Raw genomic sequence first — 5,933 nt, 5'->3', positions numbered from 1 at the left:
TCTTCCGATCTGATCTGGCTTTATATAAAGCTAAAGAACAAGGTAAAAATCAATATGTATTTTATAATAAAGCTTTAGATAAACAAAGGTGTTTTGATGAAGAAATAGAAAATGATTTGAAAAATGCATTGGAAAAAAAGGAGTTAACATTACATTATCAAGCACAGTATAATACTCAAGGACAATTATTTGGTTTTGAATCCTTATTACGATGGAATAATGAAAAATATAAGAAAATTCCTATAATTAATATTATAAGTATTATAGAAAAAACAACATTAATTGATGATATTGGAGATTTCATTTTAGAAGAAGCGTTTTCTTTTAGTAAGAAGATAAATATATTTAGAGAAAATAAGATAGTTATTTCTGTAAATATATCTGCTCTTCAAATAATGAAAAGTAATTTTGTTAAAAATATAAAAAAGATTTTAAATAAAATAGATGTTGATCCTAAAATTGTTGGAATAGAAATAACAGAAACAGTTTTATTAAAAAATATAGAGGAAAATTTATTAAAAATAAAAGAATTAAAAGATATTGGGATAACAATATCTTTAGATGATTTTGGAACAGGATATTCATCATTTTGTTATTTGGTAAAATTACCATTAACTAATATAAAACTTGATAAAAACTTTATTTGGGGGATGAAAGATTCTGATGAGTATAAGACACTGGTTAAATTGTGTGTAGATACAGCTCATGCTTTAAATTTAAAAATAGTAGCAGAGGGAGTAGAAACAACTGAAGAACTAGATATCTTAAAAAAAATGAATGTTGATTTTATTCAAGGGTATCTTTTTTCAAAACCTATTCCTGAAAATAAAGTAATTGAATTGTTAAAAATAGGGAGTATCCCAAATTTAGTGTAAATTCACTTCTTAGCTATCAAATTTTAAATGTTCAAATAGGCTATTTTAGATTAAGTATTTTAATGGTACTTTTTTCTAAAATAGCTTTTTTTCCTTCTAAATCTATTCCTAAAACAATATAGGCAGCTCTATTTGAGACTTTACTGCATCCATAAAAAAACCTCCTCAGTTTATTAATTTAATTATACAAATTAATAGCTAAGAAGGTAAAATATATATATTTATTTTTCAACTGTTATTGGATTTTCTTTATGGCAACTCCATTCCATCCATCCATTAGAATAAACAGAACTATTTTTTATTCCTAGAACTTTTGAATAAATATAGACTTCGGCAGCACGCCATCCTGATCCACAGAAAAAAGTCATTTGTTTATTCGTATCAACGTTTAAATTTTGCCAAAGAGCTAAAATTTCATTGGGATTTCTCATAGTATCATCAATATTTCTATATGATTCTAAAGAGTTAGCTGTAGTTCCAGAATTTCCCCAAATAGAACCAGTAGGTCTTCCTTTTCTATCCATATAAGAGTATCCAGATATTTTTCCAATATATTCATTCCAAGATCTAATATCGATAAGCTGTTTATTTTTATTTTTAAGAATTTTTTTAGCAGTTTCCATATCATCAATAATATATTTATTAACGATTTTGTTAGTACCAATATTTTTAGTAGACTCTTTATCAACGATTCCTCTTTCCATTGGAATGTTATCTCTTATTAGAGCCTGAGTTCCTCCATTGATAATTTTAACATCCTTTACCCCAATATATCTTAAAATCATAGCTACTCTATAAGAAGCCATTACATCTTCACCATATAAAATAATAGTATCATTAATATTTATTCCGTTATTTTTAGCAAAATCAATTAATTTAGAATCACTGTTAACACTCCAGTTTGGAGCATGCTCTATTTCATTTGTATTTATATGTACAGCTCCTTTAATATGAGCTCTTATATAAGATAAAGCATCATTAATAGGTCCCCATGACACTTCAAAAACTTTATATCCATTTCCATTATAACTTTTTGGTTTGTTACCTTTAACTAATTGATCTACCCAAATTGGAGGAACTAACATTTGATAATTTTCAAATTTTTCCATAGGTAAATTAGTATTATTAATCCATTCTTTTCCATTGTAAGTATAAATATTTTTTATGCCTTTTTCTTTTAAATATTTTTCAACAAGAGCAGAGTCTTTTCCAGAAAAATCATATAAAACAACATTAGTATTTTTATTAATATTTTTTTCTATTAATCTTTTGTCTAAAAGTTGTAAATCTTTTTTAGTTAAGTGTTGTTTTCTTAACCAATTGGCTGAGAAATCAGTAGCTCCTTTAATATGGCCTTCACGTTTAGCTCCTTCAAGCATCCACCCATTAAAAGAGTCACTAGATCTAGTATCTATTATAACCCAATTTTTTTTATTTAGATTTTCTTTAACTTGTTTTGTTGTTATATTTTTTGTAAATAGAAATGTTGACATTAAAGTAAAAATAATTAAAATAATTTTCTTCATTTATTCCCTCTCCTATTATAAATAATAAACATCCATTATAATAATAACATAAAATTTTGTTTTTTTTAAATAAAAAGTTATAATGTAATATTGACACTCCCCTAAGGGAATAGAATATTATAATATGTGAGGTGAATTATGGAAAAAAAATTGTATTCAATAGGAGAAATTTCAAAAATTTCTGGGTTATCTCATAAAGCCTTAAGACATTATGATGAGCATGAGGTTTTAAAGCCAGACTATGTAAATCCAAGCAATGGATATAGATATTATAGTGAGTATCAAATATTAAAATTACAAAATATAGTTTCCTTAAAAAATAGTGGATTCACTTTAGAAGAGATAAAAAGAAAGTTTGATGAGAAAAATAATAGAGATATGAAAAACTTTTTAAAGCAGTATAAGAATAAAATTATAGAAATGGATAATAAAATTCTTGAATTAAAAGAAAATAAAAAAAAGTTACAGCTAATTGTTGATGAGTTTAGTTATAATGAGGTTGATAAAATAATATTGAAGAATTTTGCAATAAGACACTCATATAACTTAGATGAAATAGGAAATTCAAAATTAAACATATCTTTTATAGATATTTATAATATTATTGAATCCTCAGTAAATTGTGGAAATGCTTATTTGGGAAAAAGTATGTGTTTAAAAGAGTTAAAAGAAACTCCAAATGAAAAAAGTTCATTTTTACTTTTTAAAGAGAAAGAGTTTCTAGAAAAAGTTGATACTATTCCCATGGGAGAGTATATAACTATAAGATATAGAGGTAGTAATAGAAAGAAAGCTTTAGAAAAAATAGTTGAATATATAGAGGAAAATAATATAAGTGTTTTGGGTATTGTTTATGAAATAGAAATTATAAATTCATTTTTAACGCAAAATAAATATGAATATATAACAGAGATTCAAATACCTATAGACAAAAGGGAGAGTGACAAAGAGAAAATGATGACAAATGGTAAATTTCAAGGAACAGGAAAGGGTTATGGAGGAGATTTAATTACTGAGGTAACTATTGAAGATAATAAAGTTGTTAATTTAGAGATAATTTCTCATAATGAAACTAAATTTATATCAGACCCAGCTTTTGAAAATATTCCCAATTTAATAGTAAAAACTAATTCAATATTAGTTCCAAATGTTTCAGGATGTTCTATGAGTTCTAGAGGGATAAGAGAGTCTGTAAAAAATGCTCTTATTAATGCAGGTGCTAATAGTGAAAAATTAGAGATTCAAATGTTAGAAGCTGAAAATTTAGAAAAAATAGGAAATGGAAAAACGAAAACTATATTAAAGCCAATAGAAAAATTTGATGTGGTAATCGCTGGAGCTGGAGGAGCTGGATTATCAGCAGCTATAGCTGCTTCAAGTAAGGGGTTAAAAGTTGTTGTGTTGGAAAAAATGTCATCTATTGGAGGAAATACTCTAATATCTATGGGTGGAATAAATATTCCAGAAAATGATACTCAAATAGAAAAAGGAATAAAAGATTCTAAAGAATTATATAGAAATGATATATATATTGGTGGAGATAAAGAAAGTTCTAGTGAAATGTTAGATATTTTTGTAGAGGAAGCTCTTCCTGCTTACAGATGGCTAAAAGATTATGTAAAGGTTTCATTTAAAGATGAATTAATACATTTTGGTGGACACAGCGTTCCAAGAGCAGCTGTATTTAGTGGTAAGTATGGAATAGAGCTAATTGGAAAATTAAGAGCAAAAGCTCTTCTTCAAGGAGTAGAGATTAGAACTGGTGTTACTTGTGAAAGTTTATTAACTGATGAAAATAATAAAGTAACTGGTGTTATTGCAAAGGTAGAAAATACAACTGTTAAATTTATGGCTTCAAAGGGAGTGATATTAGCAACAGGTGGATTTAGTGGAAATATTGAGTTAAGAAAAAAATATAATCCTAAATTAGACGAAAGATATAAAACAACAAATATGAGTGGAATAACAGGAGATGGACATTTAATGAGTGAAGCTTTAGATGCTAAATTTATTCAAATGGATTATATTCAAACTTTCCCAATATCTAATCCAGAAACAGGAGAGTTATCTCATGTGGGTGGTTCTAGATTTGATGGTGCAATACTTGTAAATAAAGAAGGAAATCGTTTTGTAGAAGAGTTAGAAAGAAGAGATGTAGTATCAGAAGGTATTTTAGAACAAACTAATGGAATTGGGTATCTTGTATGGGGACAAGAAATAGAAAATATAACTAATTATGTTTCAAAAAATACTCAAGAGGTTGAAAGATTAGAAAAATCTAAATTGTTTAGAAAATGTGATACATTAGAAGAGTGTGCAAATTTCTTTAATATTAATGTTAAAGATTTTATGAAAACAATAGAAAGATATAATGGTTTTGTTTCTAATAAAAAAGATGAAGATTTTAATAGAAGAGGAACATTAGTAAGCATAGAAAATGGTCCATTTTATATTCAAGGAGTGGCTCCAGCAGTTCATCATACAATGGGTGGATTAAAAGTTAATAGAGAGAATCAAGTTGAAAGAGAGGATGGTTCTCTAATAGATGGATTATATGCAGCAGGTGAAATTGTTGGAGGTTTACATGGAACAAATAGACTTGGTGGAAATGCAATAACAGAGATAATTGTTTTTGGTAAAAGAGCAGGAGAAAATATCTCAAAATAATAAAAAATAAAAACTTCTTAGCATATTTTTACGTCAAATATGCTGGAAGTTTTTTTATATTCTATTAGAAAAAATCAGGAGGAAATTATGGAAAGAATTAATATACTTAAAGAAGAAATTTCTAAAAAGGTTATAGGTCAAAAAAATATGGTAGAAAAAATCTTAATAGGAATTTTAACAGGAAATCATATTCTTTTAGAGGGTCTTCCAGGACTAGCTAAATCGTTAACTGTAAATACAATAGCAGAAACATTAGGACTTAAATTTGCTAGAATACAGTTTACTCCAGACTTGTTACCTAGTGATATTGTTGGAACAGAGATGTATAATGAAAAAACAGGTGATTTTCATATTAAAAAAGGACCAATTTTTACAAATATTTTATTAGCAGATGAGATTAATAGAGCTCCAGCAAAAGTTCAATCAGCTCTTCTTGAAGCAATGCAAGAAAAGCAAGTAACGATAGCTAATGAAACATTTAAATTAGATAGACCTTTTATAGTGCTAGCAACACAAAATCCAATAGAGCAAGATGGAACATATCCTCTTCCAGAAGCACAACAAGACAGATTTTTAATGAAAGTTAAAATAGAGTATCCAACTATGGAAGAGGAACTAGAAATATTAAATTTATTAACAGGAGAAAAAGAGTTTGATAATATTCAAATAAAAAGAATAGTTTCCTTTGAAGATTTAGAGGAGATTAAAGAATTAATAAAAAAAGTTCACATAGATGATAAATTAAAAAAATATATTTTAGAAATTATATTTAAAACTAGAGAGAGCTCAGAATATATAGCTTGTGGTGCATCACCAAGAGCTAGTATAAGTTTAGTTATTGCTTCTAAAGCTGCTGCATTTTTAG

General features: G+C 26.8%; 4 protein-coding genes. 3 read left to right on the top strand and 1 reads right to left on the bottom strand.

What is annotated here, in order from left to right; all coding sequences use genetic code 11:
- On the top strand, positions 1-875 hold an 875-nt coding region (locus Q0V09_RS06780), incomplete at its 5' end, for an EAL domain-containing protein (RefSeq protein ID WP_297487850.1).
- Between the two features lie 221 nt (positions 876-1,096).
- On the opposite strand, the gene Q0V09_RS06775 is transcribed toward Q0V09_RS06780, so the two are convergent.
- Entirely contained in the window at positions 1,097-2,401 is a 1,305-nt protein-coding gene (locus tag Q0V09_RS06775; protein ID WP_297487847.1) for a sulfurtransferase, read from the bottom strand.
- Positions 2,402-2,539: 138 nt separating this feature from the next.
- Here Q0V09_RS06775 and Q0V09_RS06770 point away from each other — a divergent pair, with 138 nt between their 5' ends.
- Positions 2,540-5,068, top strand: coding sequence for a flavocytochrome c (locus tag Q0V09_RS06770; protein WP_297487845.1), 2,529 nt, complete (start codon positions 2,540-2,542; stop codon positions 5,066-5,068).
- Between the two features lie 87 nt (positions 5,069-5,155).
- Positions 5,156-5,933, top strand: a 778-nt coding sequence (locus tag Q0V09_RS06765) for an AAA family ATPase (RefSeq protein WP_297487843.1), incomplete at its 3' end; no start/stop codon positions are given.

Source organism: uncultured Cetobacterium sp. (assembly GCF_947039425.1).
In the GTDB taxonomy this organism is placed as follows: Bacteria; Fusobacteriota; Fusobacteriia; order Fusobacteriales; family Fusobacteriaceae; genus Cetobacterium_A.
Note: the sequence above shows the minus strand (reverse complement) of the source record. Positions and strands in the feature narration are given on the sequence as shown.